At 41.5% G+C, this 18,729-nt stretch carries 13 protein-coding genes; 8 read left to right on the top strand and 5 right to left on the bottom strand.

Features of this window, described 5'->3' with window-relative positions; translation table 11 throughout:
- Positions 1-43 precede the first annotated feature (43 nt).
- Positions 44-361 (bottom strand): met regulon transcriptional regulator MetJ, encoded by a 318-nt coding sequence (gene metJ / locus M1E96_RS20075; protein WP_004265315.1) that lies wholly within the window; start codon positions 359-361, stop codon positions 44-46.
- Positions 362-675: 314 nt separating this feature from the next.
- Between metJ and metB the strand changes: the two genes are divergently transcribed.
- From metB to ppc, 3 genes are all read left to right on the top strand, one after another.
- Positions 676-1,836 (top strand): cystathionine gamma-synthase, encoded by a 1,161-nt coding sequence (gene metB / locus M1E96_RS20070; protein ID WP_272580755.1) that lies wholly within the window; start codon positions 676-678, stop codon positions 1,834-1,836.
- Between the two features lie 11 nt (positions 1,837-1,847).
- Complete coding sequence (locus M1E96_RS20065) at positions 1,848-4,289, top strand: bifunctional aspartate kinase/homoserine dehydrogenase II (protein ID WP_319067981.1); 2,442 nt, start codon at positions 1,848-1,850, stop codon at positions 4,287-4,289.
- A 388-nt stretch (positions 4,290-4,677) separates the two neighbouring features.
- A complete protein-coding gene (gene ppc, locus M1E96_RS20060; protein WP_319067979.1) occupies positions 4,678-7,317 on the top strand; it encodes a phosphoenolpyruvate carboxylase in 2,640 nt (879 codons plus the stop codon).
- A gap of 326 nt (positions 7,318-7,643) precedes the next feature.
- Here the strand turns inward: ppc and metF are convergent, their stop codons facing one another.
- A complete protein-coding gene (gene metF, locus M1E96_RS20055; protein WP_070927454.1) occupies positions 7,644-8,528 on the bottom strand; it encodes a methylenetetrahydrofolate reductase in 885 nt (294 codons plus the stop codon).
- Between the two features lie 226 nt (positions 8,529-8,754).
- Positions 8,755-9,909, bottom strand: a complete 1,155-nt coding sequence (gene argE, locus M1E96_RS20050) for an acetylornithine deacetylase (protein WP_140183097.1) — start codon at positions 9,907-9,909, stop codon at positions 8,755-8,757.
- 102 nt (positions 9,910-10,011) lie between these two features.
- On the opposite strand from argE, the gene argC reads away from it, so the two are divergent.
- From argC to argH, 4 genes are all read left to right on the top strand, one after another.
- Entirely contained in the window at positions 10,012-11,016 is a 1,005-nt protein-coding gene (argC, locus tag M1E96_RS20045; protein WP_140183098.1) for an N-acetyl-gamma-glutamyl-phosphate reductase, read from the top strand.
- Positions 11,017-11,054: 38 nt separating this feature from the next.
- On the top strand, positions 11,055-11,867 hold the full coding sequence (gene argB, locus M1E96_RS20040) for an acetylglutamate kinase (protein WP_369427295.1): 813 nt from the start codon (positions 11,055-11,057) through the stop codon (positions 11,865-11,867).
- Positions 11,868-11,909: 42 nt separating this feature from the next.
- Entirely contained in the window at positions 11,910-13,130 is a 1,221-nt protein-coding gene (locus tag M1E96_RS20035; protein WP_070927460.1) for an argininosuccinate synthase, read from the top strand.
- A gap of 135 nt (positions 13,131-13,265) precedes the next feature.
- Positions 13,266-14,642 carry an argininosuccinate lyase gene (gene argH, locus M1E96_RS20030; RefSeq protein WP_319067974.1) on the top strand — a complete coding sequence of 459 codons (1,377 nt, stop codon included), beginning with the start codon at positions 13,266-13,268 and terminating at the stop codon, positions 14,640-14,642.
- A 169-nt stretch (positions 14,643-14,811) separates the two neighbouring features.
- Here argH and M1E96_RS20025 read toward each other — a convergent pair whose 3' ends face one another.
- The gene (locus tag M1E96_RS20025) at positions 14,812-15,144 is read right to left on the bottom strand and encodes a pilus assembly protein (protein ID WP_319067972.1); all 333 of its coding nucleotides are present in this window, start codon (positions 15,142-15,144) and stop codon (positions 14,812-14,814) included.
- A gap of 797 nt (positions 15,145-15,941) precedes the next feature.
- Here M1E96_RS20025 and oxyR point away from each other — a divergent pair.
- Entirely contained in the window at positions 15,942-16,847 is a 906-nt protein-coding gene (gene oxyR, locus M1E96_RS20020; RefSeq protein ID WP_070927466.1) for a DNA-binding transcriptional regulator OxyR, read from the top strand.
- 57 nt (positions 16,848-16,904) lie between these two features.
- On the opposite strand, the gene sthA is transcribed toward oxyR, so the two are convergent.
- Complete coding sequence (gene sthA / locus M1E96_RS20015) at positions 16,905-18,302, bottom strand: Si-specific NAD(P)(+) transhydrogenase (protein ID WP_272580750.1); 1,398 nt, start codon at positions 18,300-18,302, stop codon at positions 16,905-16,907.
- Positions 18,303-18,729: the final 427 nt, after the last annotated feature.

The following is an 18,729-nucleotide window of genomic DNA, read 5'->3' as shown; positions in this document are numbered from 1 at the left end:
TCAGTGAGTGGCGTAGTTGAAACCAGAGATGAAGTAGCAGCAATCAGTATTCCCAAGTTTCAGGGTCAATGCCGAGTTCGCGCATGATCTCTTTAGCGGCCTCTGGGATTTCATCATTACGCTCTTTGCGTAAATCCTCATCATTTGGCAGCGGCTGGCCAGTAAAGGCGTGCAAAAAAGCTTCACACAGTAATTCACTGTTGGTTGCATGACGTAAGTTATTGATTTGTCTGCGGGTACGCTCATCAGTTAAAATTTTCAGTACCTTCAATGGAATTGATACTGTAATTTTTTTTACTTGCTCACTTTTTTTGCCATGCTCAGCATACGGACTGACATATTCACCGTTCCATTCAGCCATGAGTTACCTTGGTTATTTTCATTAATAATAAAAAATAATACATCAGTTATCTTTCAAATCACAAAATATTCATGGTCTAAGATATTTAACTGACATATAAGTTAAAATACTAGCAACATAAAACGTCATAATTTCTTTTTGAAATTAATGAGTTGATATGTTTTGCATAAATTACAATCAATTTACGCATAATCATTAAGGATGATTATTCCATTACTTGATATAAACGTAAAGAAGTTTAGCCGTCTAGATATGTTGACGTCTATACTTCTAGTGGGTATTATTTGGCTTACCGTCTATCAGGAGAAGCGTTTATGTCCCTTAAACCGTCGACTATCGCCATTCATAATGGGTTAAACGAAGATTCGCAGTTTGGCTGCGTTGTTCCGCCCATTTATTTATCCAGTACTTATAATTTTACTGAGTTTAATGAGCCTCGTGTTCATGATTATTCACGTCGGGGCAATCCTGGGCGTGATATCGTGCAAAGAACAATCGCACAGCTTGAAGGCGGTAGCGGAGCAGTGATGACAAACAGTGGGATGTCCGCGTTACATCTTTTATGTACTGTTTTTCTGCAACCAGGGGATCTACTTGTCGCTCCTCATGATTGTTACGGCGGAAGTTATCGTCTGTTTAATAGTCAGCATCAACGCGGTGCTTATCAAGTGCAATTTGTTGATCAAAATAACCAAACTCAATTACTCGCTGCCCTAGCTAAAAAACCTAAATTGGTGTTGATTGAAACGCCAAGTAATCCACTACTAACTATTTATGATATTGAAACAATTACAAAACTAGCTCACGATGCAGGGGCTTTAGTCATTGTTGATAACACTTTTTTAAGTCCTATATTGCAGCAACCGATTTCGTTAGGTGCTGATTTTGTTGTGCACTCTTGTACAAAATATCTTAATGGTCATTCAGATATTATTGCAGGAGCCGTTATTGCCAAAGAGGAAAAGTGGGCAATAGAATTAGCATGGTGGGCGAATAACATCGGTGTTACAGGGGGAGCCTTCGATAGCTATTTATTGCTCAGGGGGATCAGAACGTTATCACCACGCATAAAGCAGCAACAAAGTAATGCTCATGAGATAGTAAATTATCTTAAAACTCAGAAGTTAGTGAAGAAATTATATTATCCTGAATTAACAGAGCATGCAGGCCACAAGGTCGCCGTAAAACAGCAGAAAGGTTTTGGTGCAATGTTGAGCTTCGAATTTAATGGTGATGAATCACAGTTACGTCGTTTTCTAAGCTCACTCACACTTTTTACACTTGCGGAGTCATTAGGGGGCGTTGAAACCTTAATATCACATAGTGCGACGATGACACATGCAGGAATGTCAGCGGAGGCACGAGCGGCGGCGGGTATTACTGATAGCTTATTACGGATTTCTGTCGGGATCGAAGATAGCCAAGATCTGATCGCGGATTTAGAAAATGCATTTAAAGTAGCAGCACAACGTTAGCGGAGTATTTGATGAGTGCACTGACAGCAGTTGAGGCGGGTCCACATCACCGCCAGTTACATAAATTTGGAGGGAGTAGTTTAGCTGATGCGAAATGTTATCAGCGGGTCGCCAATATTATGGCTAACTATAGCCAATCCGGTGACTTAATGGTGGTTTCAGCTGCGGGTAGTACAACAAATCAGTTAATTAATTGGCTAAAATTAAGTCAAAGTGATCGTATTTCTGCTCATCAAGTTCAGCAATACTTACGTCGTTACCAGCAAGATTTAATTAATGGGCTATTGCCAGAAGAGAAGGCCAGCAAACTAACTCGTTTATTTATCGAAGATTTAGAGCGCTTAAGTGCTTTACTGGATAAACCGATTAATGATGCTTCTTACGCCGAAGTCGTTGGTCACGGTGAAATATGGTCAGCACGCCTGATGTCTGAGGTGTTGCAAGAATCAGGCATGCAAAGTGTTTGGTTAGATGCTCGGGCGTTTTTGCGTGCAGAAAGAGCAGCTCAGCCGCAGGTTGATGAGCCACAATCACGCCAATTATTACAGCAAATTTTAGCGCAGTATCCTAAACATCGTTTGGTTGTGACAGGGTTTATTTCCCGTAACCAAGCGGGTGAAACGGTTCTTCTAGGGCGTAATGGTAGCGATTATTCGGCAACACAAGTCGGCGCATTAGCAGATGCTGAAAAAGTCACTATTTGGAGCGATGTAGCAGGGGTATATAGCGCTGACCCACGTAAAATTAAAGACGCCTGTTTATTGCCTTTATTGCGTTTAGATGAAGCCAGCGAACTCGCTCGTCTTGCTGCACCGGTACTACATACACGTACCTTACAACCCGTTTCTGTGAGTAATATCGACCTGCAATTAAGATGCAGCTATCAGCCTGAGCAAGGTTCAACAAAAATTGAACGTGTCTTAGCATCAGGAACTGGCGCAAAAATTGTGACGAGTCATGATGATGTATGTTTAATTGAACTCAGAATTGCACAAGGGCGTGATTTTAATCAGATCTATAAGGATATCGATTCACTATTGAAGCGTACTCAGCTACGTCCACTCGCGCATGGTATTCATCCTGATAGGAATTTACTGCAATTTTGTTATACCTCTGAAATTGTTGAAAGTGCCTTGAATATTTTAGAAGAAGCCGCGCTTCCGGGAACGTTATCACTACGTGAAGGTTTTTCATTGGTGGCATTAGTGGGGGCAGGGGTATGTAAAAACCCACTGCATAGTCATCGCTTCTACGCAGAATTGAAAGAGCAGCCTGTTGAATTTGTTTGGCATTCGGAAGATGGGATCAGCTTAGTTGCGGTATTGCGTTCAAACCAGACTGAACATTTAATTCAAGGCATGCATCAAAGTCTGTTCCGAGCCGAAAAACGTATTGGATTAGTTTTATTTGGTAAAGGCAATATAGGTGCTCGTTGGTTAGAGCTATTTGCCGCTGAACAACCGAATATTTCTGCGCGTAGTGATTTTGATTTCGTGCTTGCTGGTGTCGTTGATAGCCGCCGCAGTTTGCTTAATTACCAAGGTATTGATCCTAGTCGTGCCTTAGCCTTTTTCGATGATGATGCAATAGAACATCAGGACGATAATCTGTTTTTATGGATGCGCTCCCACCCATATGATGATCTCGTTGTGCTTGATGTAACAGCGAGCGCGGAGCTGGCGAATAGCTATATTGATTTTGCCAGTTATGGCTTCCATGTTATCAGTGCTAATAAAATTGCGGGGGCAGCAGAAACACAGCAGTATCGCCAAATTCGTGATGCATTCAGTAAAACTGGGCGTCATTGGTTGTATAACGCCACGGTAGGGGCAGGTTTACCAATCAATCATACTGTGCGTGATCTCAAAGAAAGTGGCGATGCTATTTTAGCCATCAGCGGTATTTTTTCCGGCACTTTGTCATGGCTTTTTTTACAGTTTGATGGCTCTGTACCTTTCAGCGAATTAGTTGAACAAGCATGGCAACAAGGTTTGACGGAACCTGATCCACGAATTGACCTCTCGGGGCAAGATGTCATGCGTAAATTGATTATTTTAGCTCGCGAAGCAGGTTATGAAATTGAACCTACGGATGTCCGTGTTGAATCATTGGTTCCTCCGCAAGCAGAAGCCGGCTCATTAGATGAGTTTTTTGAAAATAGTGCACTGATTAATGAACAGATGCAACAACGCTTAGAAGCAGCCCAAGAAATGGGGATGGTTTTGCGCTATGTTGCGCGATTTGATGCGGTGAAAGGGCGTGCTCGTGTTGGTGTCGAAGCGGTTAAACCTGATCATCCTCTATCTTCATTACTACCGGGCGATAATGTTTTTGCCATCGAAAGTCGTTGGTACCGCGATAATCCATTAGTGATCCGCGGGCCCGGTGCGGGTCGTGATGTAACTGCGGGGGCTATCCAATCAGATCTTAATCGTCTTTCTCAGCTGCTATAACGTATTTTTAAGGTAGGTATTATTTTTTTAATGCCTACCTCCTTACAATTAATCCTATCTATTTTTGCGTTTTTGTTCTGATGATTTAATTCTTAAGCAATATTCATGTCTTAAAAGTGCTGAATCGACAATATATTGCGCTAAAGCAAGACATGAATAAGAAAAACTAATAAAAATATCGCTGTAATTAAATTTCAGAAAAATCCCCCAAATTGCTTTTTTTCTGATATCTATATAGAGGCAAGGGTAAAATTTGGTGGCTGCATCACAAAACTACAACTCCAGCGCAGCTTGCTGAAATTTAATTACAGGAAATTGGACGCAGTTGCTAACCGTTAACTAACCTAGAACGGACCGCATTCTGCCAGAAGCACAAGGTTAAAGTCTCATGAATCAGCAATATTCTGCAATGCGTAGTAATGTCAGTATGTTGGGTAAGCTACTCGGCGACACAATTAAGGAAGCTTTAGGTGAGGACATCCTCGATAAAGTGGAATCCATCCGTAAATTGTCAAAATCATCTCGTGCTGGTAATGAAGTACAGCGCCAAAAACTGTTAATGACATTACAAAACCTCTCTAATGATGAACTACTACCAGTTGCGAGGGCATTTAACCAGTTTTTAAACCTGACTAACGTTGCTGAGCAATATCACAGCATCTCACCACACGGTGAAGCAGCGAGTAATCCTGTTGCACTCAAAAACTTATTCAGCCGCTTAAAAGATAAAAGTTTTACTGATGGCGATATTCATAAAGCGGTTAACCAGCTCTCAATCGAATTGGTTTTAACGGCTCATCCCACAGAGATAGCACGTCGTACCCTGATCCATAAACTGGTTGAAGTAAATACCTGTTTATCACAACTCGATCATGATGATTTGGCCGATTACGAGCGCAACAATATCATGCGTCGCTTGCGTCAATTAGTCGCGCAATCGTGGCATACCGATGAAATTCGTAAAATTCGCCCAACGCCTATCGATGAAGCAAAATGGGGATTTGCAGTTGTAGAAAACTCATTGTGGGAAGCGGTACCTGCATTTTTACGTGAGTTTAATGAGCAGCTTGAAGAATCTATCGGTACAGTGTTACCGGTTGAAGCCAACCCAATTCGCTTTACCTCATGGATGGGTGGGGATCGTGATGGTAACCCAAATGTAACTTCAGAAGTTACGCGTCATGTATTATTGCTCAGTCGTTGGAAAGCGGCGGATTTATTCTTAAAAGATATTCAAGTTCTGGTCTCCGAACTATCGATGACCGAAGCAACCCCAGAACTGCGTGCATTAGCAGGAGGTGATGATGTTGATGAGCCTTATCGACAAATAGCTAAAAACCTGCGAGGCCAGCTATTTTCCACTTTGGAATATTTAGAGCGCCGAGTCAAAGGTGAGCAAGTACTGCCACCTGCTGATTTATTGACCGACAATGCACAATTGTGGGAACCGTTGTACGCATGCTATCAATCACTCATGGCATGTGGGATGAGTATCATTGCGAATGGACAACTACTGGATACATTACGTCGTGTACGTAGCTTCGGTTTGCAACTCGTCCGTATCGATGTTCGCCAAGAAAGTACGCGTCATACGGAAGCTCTGTCTGAGTTAACACAGTATTTAGGTTTAGGTGACTATGCCACTTGGTCTGAAGAAGAGAAGCAAGACTTCTTATTAACGGAATTGCAATCGCGTCGTCCGTTGATCCCGCGTAGTTGGCAACCAAGTGCTGAAACAGCAGAAGTCTTCGAAACCTGTCGTGTGATTGCGGAATCTAAGAATGATTCTGTCGCGGCCTATGTCATTTCCATGGCAAAAGTGCCTTCTGATGTACTTGCGGTTAAGCTATTACTCAAAGAAGCCGGCGCTTCAGTGCGTTTACCTGTTGCACCACTATTTGAAACACTTGAAGACTTAAACAACGCTGAAAGCGTGATGAAAAAGCTGCTAAGTATCGAATGGTATCGTGAGCTAATTGATGATCGTCAGATGGTCATGATTGGTTATTCTGACTCAGCAAAAGATGCGGGGGTTATGGCTGCTTCTTGGGCACAATACCGCGCACAAGATGCTCTAATTAAGTTATGTGATAAAGAAGGCGTCACATTAACACTCTTCCATGGCCGTGGCGGCACAATTGGCCGAGGTGGTGCACCTGCTCATTCTGCACTGCTCTCTCAACCGCCGGGAAGCTTACGAGGTGGTTTACGTGTCACTGAACAAGGTGAGATGATCCGCTTTAAGTTTGGTTTACCACAGGTGGCGATCAGTAGCTTAGCGTTATACGCGAGTGCTATTTTAGAAGCGAACTTACTGCCACCACCTGAGCCAAAACAAGAGTGGAAATCTGTAATGGATTCTCTATCTGATGTTTCTTGTGCTATGTATCGTGACTATGTCCTCGAACAGCCTGACTTTGTGCCTTACTTCCGCGCTGCAACACCTGAGCTTGAATTAGGTAAATTACCACTAGGCTCACGTCCTGCAAAACGTCGCCCAACGGGGGGGGTTGAAACTTTACGTGCTATCCCATGGATTTTTGCGTGGACTCAGAACCGTTTAATGCTCCCTGCATGGTTAGGGGCAGGCGCTGCACTGAAGCATGTGATTGAACAAGAAGGCAAACAAGCTGTATTGGATGAAATGTGGCAGCAATGGCCTTTCTTCAACACACGTATTGCTATGTTAGAAATGGTGTATGCGAAAGCGGACTTATGGCTCGCTGAATATTACGACCACCGTTTGGTGGAAGAGCGCCTTTGGCCTCTTGGCTTGAAACTACGTGAACAGCTTTCTGAAGATATCAAAAGTGTGTTAGCTGTTTCGAAAGATGAGGCACTGATGGCTGATTTGCCATGGATTGCTGAATCAATTGCCTTACGTAATGTTTACACAGATCCATTAAACGTTTTACAGGCAGAATTACTACACCGCTCTCGCCAGCAAGAGCAGCCAGATCCGCGCGTTGAGCAAGCATTGATGGTGACCATTGCCGGTGTTGCCGCGGGTATGCGTAATACGGGTTAATATAATTATATCTATATAAAGATAAAGGCTACTATATTATTGGTAGCCTTTATTGCTTATAAATCAGTAAATTGATAATGATAAAAGTAATTAATCATCTAAAAATTGTTCTAGAGTTGTCGTGTTTTCACTATTCTTAAATTGTGTAATTATTGTTCTATAGATTTTAGCTTTGTTTCGACTTCGTTATAATTTTATATTTCAAATGGTTAGATTTTTTAGTTGCAGAACTAATCAAAGTAATAACTTGAATAATATAGAGTATTAGCTTAGGTGATGGAGTTAGGACCACATCAATTGCAGTCCTAATAAATGATCGGCGAGTCTTACGGTCTTACCCCTAACGTATGGCAAATAGCATAAGTTAGTTCAGAGCGGTTCAACGTATAAAAATGGAAATCCTTCACACCTTCTCGGCTTAAAATTTTCACCATATCCATCGCAATCGATGCACCAACTAAATTGCGGCTTTCGGGGTCATTATCTAACCCTTCATACATTTTGCTCATCCATGATGGAATACGTACGTTGGTGAGCTTGGCAAAACGCTCTAGCTGGCGGAAATTTGAAACAGGCAAAATACCCGGTACGATTTCCACATCAATGCCTGTTGCGACACAACGGTCGCGAAAGCGTAAATAGCTTTCAACATCAAAAAAGAATTGGGTGATCGCGCGGTTAGCACCTGCATCAATTTTCTTTTTTAAGCTAATTAAGTCTGCCTGAGCGCTTTTCGCTTCAGGATGGACTTCAGGGTAAGCAGCAACAGAAATATCAAAGTCGGCTTCGGTTTTCAGTAATTCGACTAAATCCGCTGCATACATATCGGGTTTGCTACTGTTATCGGGTAAATCACCACGCAGTGCCACGATTTGACGAATTCCACTATTCCAATAATCACGTGCGATCTCTTTTAATTCATCGCGTGATGCATCGATACAAGTCAAATGAGGAGCCGCGATGAGACCCGTTTTTTCTTTAATGTCTTTAATAATGCTATGGGTTCTATCACGTTCGCCTGAATTTGCGCCGTAGGTCACAGAGACAAACTTAGGTTTAAGATTCTTTAACCGATCAATCGATTTCCAGAGAGTTTGTTCCATCTCTTCAGTACGCGGCGGAAAAAATTCAAAGGAGACATTAATCTGCCCATCTAACTCTGCCAAATTTTGGTTTAGCGCCTCGCGCTGATTTGCGTGAAAAAAACTCATACCCTGCCTCTCGTGACATTAAGTCTTGCAATCGTAATTGTATCGATAGTTTATTATATCCATTTACGCGTCTATACGTTTAGACGTCTAAATAGAGATTACCGAATATTTAAATAGAGTCAACACTTAAATGAAATAGTCACAGTGAGAGTTTTTCAGAGGCAATAGGAAAAAAATTCAAGTTGAAGAAAGCGCAACAGCAAGATGCTATTGCGCTTATCAAATTTTATTCAGTCAGACAAAAATGTTCAATCAGCTGACCAATCAGTTGGCGGGTGGGTTCAATAAATGCGATATCGATAAACTCATCAGGCTGATGAGCTTGTTCAATTGAGCCGGGGCCAAGAACTAAAGTAGGGCAGAGCTCTTGAATAAAAGGGGCTTCCGTACAGTAATTAACAGTATCTGCTTTTTGACCGAGAAGTTGTTCAATCACAGCGACCATTTTATGATCAGTTGGGCATTCATAACCTGGGATAGGGGGATGCAGTGCTTCAATGTCTAAACGACCCGGCCATTTTGCTTTGACTGGTTCAAGGGTTTCATTCAATAGCTCATCGAGATCTTGTAAGGTTAGACCCGGTAAAGGACGAATATCCATGTGTAATTCACAGCAACCACAAATGCGGTTCGCAGCATCACCACCATGAATATGACCGAAATTCATCGTTGGGTAGGGGATCACGAACGCAGGGTTGTTATAACGCTCTTTCAATGTGTTACGTAGCGTCATCAAATGGCTAATCGACTCATGCATTAATTCAATTGCATTAACACCTCGGGCTGGATCACTTGAGTGCCCCGACTGACCGGTAATACGAATGGCATTTGAAAGGTGCCCTTTATGCGCACGTATTGGCTGTAACGAGGTAGGTTCACCAATAATGGCAAAGTCAGGGCGCAGTTGAGTACTCGCCGCAAAATAACGTGCCCCCGCCATTGAGGTCTCTTCATCGGCAGTTGCAAGAATATGCAGTGGACGAGTAAATTTGCTCGTATCAATATCACGCAGCGCATCAACAATAAAAGCAAAAAAGCCTTTCATGTCGGCGGTCCCTAAGCCATAGAGCTTACCGTCGTGCTCCGTCAATGCAAAAGGATCTTTACTCCAACGGCCTTCATCAAAGGGGACGGTATCTGTGTGGCCACACAACATTAGGCCACCACTGCCTTCACCAATTGATGCTAATAGATTGTATTTATCACGGGTATCCGGTACGGGTTGGATATTAACCGTAAATCCAAGTGTTTCTAGCCAGCCTCCCAGCAATTCAACCAGTGCTTTATTGCTCTGATCGAGTTGTGCATCAGTTGCACTGATGGATGGAGTGGCAATTAATTGACGATAAATCTCAATAAATGCAGGTAATTTAATATTCACTGTTGACAGCCTTTATCCATAATAGTATCAATATTCATGCACTTTATTTGAATAAAAATACACATTAAACTGTTTGGGTCACGAGTACAAGGTAGAAAGTATATGTTGAACACACTCATTATCGGGGCCAGTGGCTATACTGGAGCGGAATTAGCGGCTTATCTGCAACGTCATCCTGAAATAAATCTTCAAGGGTTGATGGTGTCAGCGCAAAGTGCTGATGCAGGTAAATGCTTCTCTGATTTACATCCCCAGTATAAAGGCATCATCGATATTCCAGTGCAACCATTGACCGATGTTGCAGCAGTAGCACAAGGCGTTGATGTCGTATTTCTTGCAACGGCTCATGAAGTGAGCCATGACATCGCCCCTCAATTTTTAGAAGCGGGTTGTGTCGTGTTTGATTTATCAGGCGCCTATCGTGTTCAAGATGCTGCTTTCTATCCACAATACTATGGTTTTGAACATACAAACAGTAAATGGTTAGATCAAGCCGTTTACGGCCTTGCAGAATGGCAGGCTGATAAAATTCGTCAAGCCCAGTTGATCGCGGTACCGGGGTGCTATCCAACTGTTTCTCAGTTAGCGCTTAAACCACTGATTGAGGCTAAATTACTTGATGAACAAATGTGGCCCGTCATTAATGCAACCAGTGGTGTTTCAGGTGCTGGGCGTAAAGCTTCCATGACTAATAGTTTTTGTGAGGTGAGTTTGCAGCCTTATGGCATTTTTACTCACCGTCACCAACCCGAAATTGCAACGCATTTAGGCCGTGAAGTCATTTTCACTCCACATTTAGGCAATTTTGCTCGCGGTATCCTTGCCACGATCACTTGCAAGGTGAAAGCAGGGGTAACTGATGAGCAAATTCGTCAAGTATTTAAAGATGCCTATCAAAGTAAACCGTTGGTGCGTTTATATGACAAAGGCGTTCCGGCACTAAAATCTGTGGTTGGTACACCATTTTGTGATATCGGCTTTGTGCTAAAAGGTGAACATCTGATATTAGTGGGTACAGAAGACAATTTATTAAAAGGCGCAGCTGCACAGGCAGTGCAATGCATGAATATTCGTTTCGATTTTAATGAAACACAATCATTATTTTAGTGCCATCACGGTCAATGAACTTATTAAGGATCAACCCCATGCAACCATTAGTGATTAAATTGGGTGGTGTATTACTCGACAGCGAAGAAGCGCTAGAGAGGCTGTTTACGGCATTGCAAACTTATCGTCAGTCACATCAAAGACCATTAGTCATTGTGCATGGTGGTGGCTGCTTAGTTGATGAATTAATGCAGAAATTGCAATTACCGGTAGTTAAAAAGCAAGGGCTACGCGTCACCCCAGCAGATCAAATTGACATCATTACTGGGGCATTAGCGGGGACTGCTAATAAAACATTATTGGCGTGGGCAACTAAATACCAGCTACAAGCGGTTGGTCTATCATTAGGTGATGGGCAAAGTGCGGTAGTGACTCAACTTAATGATGAACTAGGTCATGTTGGCAGTGCGAAACCGGGCAATGCGAAATTACTGCAATTACTATTAGATGCAGATTATTTACCAATTATCAGTTCAATTGGTGTGACATCGGATGGTTTATTAATGAACGTCAATGCAGACCAAGCGGCTACAGCGATTGCACAGGCATTGAATGCAGATTTAGTTCTATTGTCTGATGTGAGCGGCATTCTTGATGGTAAAGGCCAAAAAATTGATGAAATGACGACGGAGAAAGCTCAGAAACTAATTGAACAAGGCATTATTACCGACGGCATGATTGTAAAAGTCAATGCGGCACTTGATGCAGCAACCACCTTACAGCGACCCGTTGATATTGCGAGTTGGCGTCATGCGGAGCAATTACCCGCACTATTTAATGGTACCTCCATCGGAACTCGAATTTTAGCATCGAAAGTGAGATGCATGCGGTTAGCTTTGCTAATCAAATAAACAAATGAACTCTTAATTAAGCGGAATCGGGATAGATAAGTTATGAAAAAGGGCATCAAAAAAATTGTATTAGCGTACTCAGGTGGTTTAGATACATCAGCAATTATTCCATGGTTAAAAGAAAACTATGATGATTGTGAAGTAGTTGCATTCGTTGCTGATGTTGGGCAAGACAGAGAAGATCTGGTTGGTGTTGAACAAAAAGCGCTGCAATCAGGGGCATCTGAATGCTATGTCGTCGATCTGCGCGAAGAATTTATCAAAGAATATATTTACCCAGTATTAAAAACAGGCGCTCTTTATGAAGGTAGCTACCTATTAGGGACGTCAATGGCGCGCCCAATTATTGCTAAAGCGCAAGTTGAAATTGCATTGAAAGTGGGTGCTGATGCTGTTGCTCATGGCGCAACAGGTAAAGGCAACGACCAAGTTCGTTTTGAAAGTACATACACTGCGTTAGCACCTCAATTAAAAGTGGTTGCGCCATGGCGTGAGTGGGATTTACGTTCTCGTGAAGCGCTTCTTGATTACTTAAAAGAGCGTAATATCCCAACGACAGCAAGCCTTGAGAAAATTTATAGCCGTGATGAAAACGCATGGCACATCTCAACGGAAGGGGGTGTATTAGAAAGCACATGGAATGCGGCTAATCAGGACTGCTGGGTGTGGACGGTTGATCCAAAAGATGCACCAGATGAAGCTGAATTAGTCACCGTTGGTGTGAAACAAGGTGAAGTCGTTTCTGTTAATGGTAAAGCGCTGTCACCACTGGGTTGCCTTGAGACTCTGAACGTACTGGGTGCGAAGCATGGTGTGGGCCGTATTGATATTGTTGAAAACCGTTTAGTCGGCATGAAATCACGTGGTTGTTATGAAACCCCAGGGGGAACCATCATGATGGCTGCTCTGCGTGGCATTGAGCAGCTGGTTCTGGATCGCGATAGCTTTAAATGGCGTGAGCAATTAGGTCTAGAAATGTCTTATGTGGTTTATGACGGTCGTTGGTTTGCACCTTTACGTCAATCTCTACAAGCTGCGGCAGAATCTTTAGCGCAAGATGTGACGGGTGAAGTGGTATTGAAATTGTATAAAGGGCAAGTGACGGCAATTCAGAAGAAAGCGGATAAGAGCCTGTATTCTGAAGAGTTCGCTACATTCGGTGAAGATGAAGTTTATGATCACAGCCATGCTGGTGGTTTTATCCGTCTATATTCACTGTCTTCACGTATTCGTGCGTTGAAGGAACAGAATAAAGCGAAATAGTTTTAGTATTTTCCCGGCAGCGGTAGGCTGCCGGGTACGACATATATACTCTAAATAATTCAAGTTGCAGGTAGTCAACATCCCTGTAGCTTAATGGATGAAGAGTATATTTTATCAATCAGATAGGGATCAATTATGGCACTTTGGGGTGGACGTTTTAGTCAAGAAGCCGATCAGCGGTTTAAACAATTTAATGATTCATTGCGCTTTGATTATCGCTTAGCACAGCAAGACATTATTGGTTCGGTTGCATGGTCAAAAGCGTTGGTCACTGTTGGAGTGTTATCAGCGGCGGAGCAGCAATCTTTAGAACAGGCATTGAATGAATTATTGCAAGAGGTTCAAGATAACCCTGAAAGTATTCTGCAAAGTGATGCTGAAGATATTCATAGTTGGGTCGAAGGAAAACTGATTGATAAAGTAGGGGATTTAGGAAAAAAACTGCATACCGGTCGTAGTCGCAACGACCAAGTGGCAACGGATTTAAAACTGTGGTGTAAAGATCAGGTTGCTTTGTTATTAGAGGCGGTTTCGGAGCTGCAAAAAGCGTTGGTTATCACGGCTGAAAATAATCAAGATGCGGTGATGCCTGGATACACTCATTTGCAACGTGCACAGCCAGTCACTTTTGCACATTGGTGCTTAGCTTACAGTGAGATGCTTGCGCGTGATGAAAGCCGTTTAAAAGATACATTGAAACGTTTAGATGTGAGCCCATTAGGTTGTGGCGCATTAGCTGGCACTGCTTATGATATCGATCGCGAACAGCTAGCGGGTTGGTTAGGATTCTCTGCTGCTACGCGCAATAGTCTCGATACGGTATCCGATAGGGATCATGTCCTTGAACTATTATCTGATGCCAGTATTGGCATGGTGCATTTATCGCGTTTTGCTGAAGATTTAATCTTCTTTAACAGTGGCGAAGCAGCTTTTGTCGAATTATCAGATAAAGTCACCTCAGGCTCTTCATTGATGCCGCAAAAGAAAAACCCAGATGCCTTAGAATTGATCCGCGGTAAATGTGGACGTGTACAGGGTGCATTAACAGGCATGATGATGACCCTTAAAGGCCTACCACTGGCATACAATAAAGATATGCAAGAGGATAAAGAAGGCCTCTTTGATGCACTTGATACATGGTTAGATTGTATGCATATGGCTGTTTTAGTGCTTGATGGCATTCAAATCCGACGTGGGCGTTGTGAAGACGCGGCAAAACAAGGTTACGCCAATGCGACAGAGCTCGCTGATTATCTTGTAGCAAAAGGTGTTCCATTCCGCGAGGCGCATCATATTGTTGGTGAAGCGGTGGTTGCAGCTATCGCTCAAGGTAAGGCACTAGAAGAGATGGCTTTGAGTGATTTGCAAAAATTCAGTGACACCATCCAATTGGATGTCTATGAAATTTTATCATTGCAATCATGTTTAGATAAGCGTTTAGCAAAAGGTGGGGTTTCTAAGGGACAAGTCCAAAAGGCAATTACAGAAGCTAAAATTCGTTTAGGGTTATAATGTTATTTTAGCATTGAATAAGTTAAACATGGGGGGGAGAGAATTCTGCCCCCAATTCCACGAGTATACGCGTTAGCGTTTAAATATATTTCACTTTTATCTGTTTTCCATAAGACAATCTCGCTGTTGATTTATAGTGACTCATCACATTCTGCATTTTCAGTGTTTTTTAAAGGTATTCTACTGAGAGCATTGCTAAATTTTTTGCTTTGTTTATCCATTGAAATTGATAAATCCCTCTATTATTCTCAAGTTGTTGCCAGCCAGTTGGTTGACTCTTTTGGATATTATGAATATTTGACGTTTTTATGGTGCTTGTACCGCCATCAAAGCAATTCAAATTAGCGCCGTTATTAGCAACGTTATAGCTGCATGGAGGAAATACAATAGTCGCTTTAAATGTAATTTTTCCATGACCTGTATTTGCTTGTACGTTTGTAGAAAATAATGATGTTGTTAACAAAATAAATGACAAAGCGGAAATGGTTTTTTTCTTATTCATAATATTAGACCTATATATTTTTCTGTAATGGGGATTTGTATTATTCCTTCAGTATTTGACGAAATGGATTATATAGATATAAATTTATTTTGAGTGTTAACTAACTTTAAAAAGAAAATGTGAGTAAATATATTAAAGAAAGATTCGTTATGTTTGTATTTAAGCATTCCCTCTATTAAGCATTATTTGGATTATGGTTCTAAAAATAACGCTTACATATATGCCTATGGCGTTACATGTTGACATCAATATGCCTTTGGGTGGTTTTATTTGCTGTTATTTTCGAACCTCTATACGGCTTGTTTAATTCGTTTAGCTAGGGTGAATATAACTGTTGCCAATTTGTTTTTAATGAAAACTAATAAATCAATGAATAAGATAAACATAATTTATCTGAATGTTACATTGGTTTTTTCATTATTAAATTTAAACTATGTCCTATAGCCTCATTTGTTTATTTAGGAATTGGAAGATATTTTAATTATCGATAATATAAAAATATGTTTATGTTATCGATAAGTAGTTATTACTATTTAGATATAAATAAAAGATGCCGCGTGTTCTATGTGTATATTATTTTGCCATGAATTTTAATATATTCGCTATACTTCTTGTTACCGTACCTTTCACCAAGGTATGATGACTATGCTAATTCATATAAAAAGTAGGCCTATTGTCGACGTAACGTACTAATTACGAGGTAATTTCGAACATTTAACTCTAATTGATAGTTAAAAGCATCAGAAACCTGCTATACTGATTGGCAGTTTATATTAATAAAAGATAAGGGCTGCAAAATGAACATTCGCGATCTGGAATATCTAGTGGCATTGGCTGAACATAAACATTTTCGCCGTGCAGCTGACTCTTGCCACGTGAGCCAACCAACATTGAGTGGCCAAATACGTAAGCTAGAAGAAGAACTTGGCGTCATGTTGTTGGAAAGAACCAGTCGTAAAGTTTTATTCACTCAGCAAGGTTTATTGCTTGTTGAGCAAGCCAGAACGATTTTAAGAGAAATTAAAGTCTTACAAGAAATGGCTGCTTTACAAGGAGAGAGCATGTCGGGGCCTTTGCATATTGGTTTGATCCCAACAATTGCTCCATATTTACTGCCATTAATTATTCCTGAGTTACATAAATTATTTCCTAAACTGGAAATTTATTTACATGAAGCACAAACCCAACAGTTATTAGCTCAGCTTGATAGCGGTAAACTTGATTGCGCAATTTTGGCTCAAGTCAAAGAAACTGATCCTTTTATTGTTGTGCCATTATTTGAAGAGCCGATGAAACTTGCCATTTATGAAGGACACTCATGGCGTGATCGTAATACTATTGATATGAGCGAGTTATCGGGTGAAAAATTATTAATGTTGGAAGATGGGCATTGTCTGCGTGACCAAGCGATGGGCTTTTGCTTTCAAGCAGGCGCTAAAGAAGATACACATTTCCGTGCTACCAGCTTAGAAACATTGAGGAATATGGTTGCAGCAGGCAGTGGAATAACATTATTGCCTGATTTAGCTGTACCCAACGAGGCATGTCGTGACGGGGTATGCTACTTAAATTGTATCCATCCCGAGCCTAAGCGTACTGTCGTGCTTGTTTATCGCCCTGGCTCGCCTTTACGTGGCCGTTATGAGCAGCTAGCAGAAGCTATTTATAATCTAATGAATAGTTATTATAGAAAGAAAATGTAATTGGCTTGGCGTATTGACATATTGCTGGGAGATCCCCAGCAATATGGTAGTTGAAGTTTAGAAAAGACGATTTAAACCATTCAATGCAGCTACACGGAAGGCTTCCGCCATTGTCGGGTAGTTGAACGTAGTGTTCACAAAATACTCAATCGTATTTCCTTCCCCTTTTTGCTCCATAATAGCTTGCCCAATGTGAATAATTTCTGCGGCTCTTTCACCAAAGCAGTGAATACCCAAAATTTGCAAAGTTTCTCGATGGAATAGAATTTTCAAACTACCCACATTCATACCTGCAATTTGTGCGCGTGCTAAATGTTTAAATTGAGCACGGCCCACTTCGTATGGGATCTTCATTGCAGTTAATTGCTGTTCTGTTTTACCAACAGAGCTAATTTCAGGAATGGTATAAATGCCAGTTGGTATATCTTCAACGAGGTGAGCATTGCCTAAGCCTTCAGTGATTGCTCGCGCAGCGATGCGTCCTTGGTCATAAGCCGCAGAAGCAAGACTTGGATAGCCGATAACATCACCAACTGCATAAATATGTTCATTGGAAGTTCGGTAAGCTTTATCAACTTTGATCAGCCCACGGCCATCTGCTTCGATACCAACATTGGCTAAGCCGAGTGTATCAGTATTACCTGTTCGTCCGTTGGCATACAGCAAACAGTCAGCTTTCACCTTTTTACCTGATTTCAAGTGAACAATAACGCCATCAGGAACACCTTCAATTTTCTCATATTCTTCATTATGGCGAATAACGACACCACTATTCCAGAAGTGATAAGAAAGCGCATCTGACATTTCTTGATCTAAGAAAGCAAGTAGGTGATCACGTGTATTAATTAAATCAACTTTGACACCTAAGCCTCGAAAGATAGAGGCGTATTCACAACCGATCACGCCAGCACCATAGATAATTACGTGGCGCGGTTCGTGAGTTAAATTCAGGATCGTGTCGCTGTTGTAGATACGTGAGTGATTGAAATCAACATCAGATGGGCAATAAGGACGAGAGCCTGTTGCGATCACGATATTGTCTGCACTAAGAACATCACAGCTACCATCGGCGTAGCGTACGCTAACATGTTTTTCATCAATGAATGTTGCTTCGCCAGAGAACATTTGGCAACCATTACGTTCATAAAAACCTTGGCGCATACGTGTTTGTTGACTAATGACACTTTCAGCATGCTGAAGAATTTCAGAGAACGAGGAACGTAAGGAGCGTGAATTATCACTGTAGAGTGGATTTTGGTTAAATTCGATAATTCGGCTAACGGCGTGGCGAAGTGCTTTTGAAGGGATAGTTCCCCAGTGGGTACAACCACCGCCTACACTGTTATAGCGTTCAATGACGGCGACGTTTTTCCCTTGTTTCACTAGCCCCATGGCGGCGCCTTCTCCGCCAGGTCCGGAACCAATGACAATTGCATCAAAATGGATGTGTTGCATGAGGTAAGACCTGCTCTAAAAACAAAATGACAACATGATGTTAGCATATCCGTCGATTATTTACTCGCTTTACCGCTCACCTTTGAAATTATGCTGATTTAAATGTTAAATAACTTCAAGCTTTTTGGGGACATGTCTTACAAATTCAACCTTAGTAAAACAAAACACAGTTAATTGATAAAAAAGTAAAAAATTGCCGAAAAATGATTTGGTCAAAGTCTGAAAAACAGTAATCTGTAGGTCAAATCGCCTTTTCACTCAAACAGGCTAATAAATTTCAGGTATGCTAAATGGTAGTGGAGCTGAAGTTTTATTATTTTGATATACTCGCCATATAATTCAAGTTGTAGTGCTTTTTGTGAAGATAGGGTGAACGGTGTTCACTCGCTACTGATTATAGCTTTATATATGATCCTAGCGATTCATT

Origin of the sequence: Providencia sp. PROV236, assembly GCF_033676985.1 — a bacterium.
In the GTDB taxonomy this organism is placed as follows: Bacteria; Pseudomonadota; Gammaproteobacteria; order Enterobacterales; family Enterobacteriaceae; genus Providencia; species Providencia manganoxydans.
Note: the sequence above shows the minus strand (reverse complement) of the source record. Positions and strands in the feature narration are given on the sequence as shown.